The organism is Marinomonas transparens, assembly GCF_016463975.1.
Classification (GTDB): domain Bacteria; phylum Pseudomonadota; class Gammaproteobacteria; order Pseudomonadales; family Marinomonadaceae; genus Marinomonas; species Marinomonas transparens.
This window is the reverse complement of the sequence record NZ_JAEMNX010000063.1, coordinates 1-2,032: the sequence shown is the minus strand read 5'-3', so window position 1 is coordinate 2,032 and position 2,032 is coordinate 1. Positions and strand designations below refer to the sequence as shown.

Genomic DNA, 2,032 nt, shown 5'->3' with positions numbered 1-2,032 from the left:
TGAGTGCGGCCTTGACCTAGCCGGAGCATCCATATATGTCCCGTTAAACAGTCTAGAAGCCGTTAAAACTGCTTAATTACTGAGAAGCGAACGTTTTGCGAAACAAAACTTGAGTCATAATGAATGTCGTCAGTAGCACCATCCTTATCTATATCCCCATCCCCGTCGAGAATATCTGAGTAATCACTGTAGATATAATCACCACGAACCATCCAGCTATCGGAAATAGCGTAGTCAGCACCAATACTGACAGAAAGTCCTACTGAAGTTTGTTCATCTGTAAATAGATAATCTATACCAGATACGTGGGTGTCAGTATAACGATGTCTTGTTTTGAAGCGTCCTATTGTTGGGCCAGCAGAGGCATAAAGTAAGAAATCGCCATTTATGTAACCGATTTTAGGTCGAATACTCAAAGAAAAGTCTGTTTCGACCGTTGTTTTCGTTGTGAACCTCGAGCCTGGCTGAGTATCGTAGGTTACATTGGAAGCTGTTTCTGACATTGCAGACGTTGGGCCTGTAAGATCCGCCTCAACACCATAAACAAGATTACCTGACCGAATGTTATATCCCAGCAATAATGAACCAACTATGCTGCTGTCTTTTATTTTTCGCTGCAAAATAGGGTTAATCTGTTCTTTATCTGAACCAGATGATTCCTCTGAAAAATACCCAGCATGCTCAATTGCTGTATCAGGGCTAGCTGAACCAGACAAGTTACCTAAAGACAAACCAGCATAGAAACCTTCCCAGTTTGATTCAGAACTGTTATCGGATTCCGCGAAAACCACTGTATTGCCACATCCAATGACAACCATACTAACGATAGAACGCCTTAAAATAGTATTCATACTGCTACTTAGCCCTTTAATTCTTTAATCATGTGTCACTTCATTTATTGTTAAATACTAAACAAAACTGGCATTTTTTTCTATACGCCAAAAGTCTGTACCATACCTAGACTTTAGTCTGTACCGTTCATTTAATCTACTGAATCAAAAAGACTTTTTTATTTACTACCCGTACACAAACAACCAAAGCCCACCGGATTAGGTGGGCTTTGGTTTTGTTGCTTGAAGCGTTACCGCTTAGAAATCGGCGAAGATGCGTTGTGTGGCTTTTTTGAGGTTGTCGATGCTGCCGTTGACCCAGTCGGCTTGCCTGAATTAGAGAGCTAGTTGGGCGATTTGGTGTTATCGGATGGCTTTGATGAGGCGGACGAGTTCGATGTTGGGGGTGGCGGGGAAATAGCAGAGCAACCACCAAAACCCCTGATATGACTGGGTTTTAGAGATGGTTGTTAGGTAGCTTTAATCGTCACTGCCATCTGAGCCACCAAAATCAGAGGGAGTAGAATCTTTAGCTAAACTATCAGACGAATTTTTACTTACCAAAAACGCTAAGAATAAATAACTTAACAATCTGGTTTTGGTTTTATCTATTGATGGTTTAAAACCAGTCCTATCTATTTGTGTGATAGAGAACACTAAAACCAATATCGCACCAAAAAATGGAACAAGAAAAACAAAGAAAGATTGAGCAATTAACTGCTGCTTTGAAAACATATCTGATTCAACAGCATAATATATTGCAGATGAATTCAAATATAATAATATGACTATCGTTATACTGAGCAATTCCATTGGCGACCTAATAGCTTAATAGCGCGCAAGCGCGTTTAAAGGTTCATTGATACTAAAAGACTTTGTCGTTTCCTACCAGCCCAAACAATAACTAAAGCCCACTTATGCAGGCTTGCTTTTATTGGCAGGTAAGGCTTGTCGCTTAGAAGTCGGCGAAGGTGCGTTGTGTGGCTTTTTTGAAGTTGTTGATACTGTCGTTGACCCAGTCGGCTTGCCTGAATTAAAAGGCTAGGTGGGCGATTTTTTGTTGTCGTTGGATGGCTTTGATCATGCGGACGAGTTCGAGGTTGAAGGCGGCGGAGAATGAACAGAGCAACCACCAAAACCCTTGGTATTACTGGGTTTTAAAGGTGGGTGATGAGATGGACGCTCCTCATTACGGCGTCAAT

2 protein-coding genes are annotated in these 2,032 nt (G+C 41.3%); both read right to left on the bottom strand.

Annotated features, from left to right (window positions below; translation table 11 throughout):
- Positions 1–62: 62 nt before the first annotated feature.
- Positions 63–851 (bottom strand): outer membrane protein, encoded by a 789-nt coding sequence (locus I8J31_RS20630; RefSeq protein WP_233402939.1) that lies wholly within the window; start codon positions 849–851, stop codon positions 63–65.
- A 459-nt stretch (positions 852–1,310) separates the two neighbouring features.
- Positions 1,311–1,565 (bottom strand): hypothetical protein, encoded by a 255-nt coding sequence (locus I8J31_RS20625; protein WP_199470469.1) that lies wholly within the window; start codon positions 1,563–1,565, stop codon positions 1,311–1,313.
- Between the last annotated feature and the right edge of the window lie 467 nt (positions 1,566–2,032).

Excerpts from the sequence above, each read along its gene's own strand:
- I8J31_RS20630 (WP_233402939.1), bottom strand. The coding sequence starts at position 851 with ATGAATACTATTTTAAGGCGTTCTATCGTTAGTATGGTTGTCATTGGA.
- I8J31_RS20625 (WP_199470469.1), bottom strand. The coding sequence starts at position 1,565 with ATGTTTTCAAAGCAGCAGTTAATTGCTCAATCTTTCTTTGTTTTTCTT.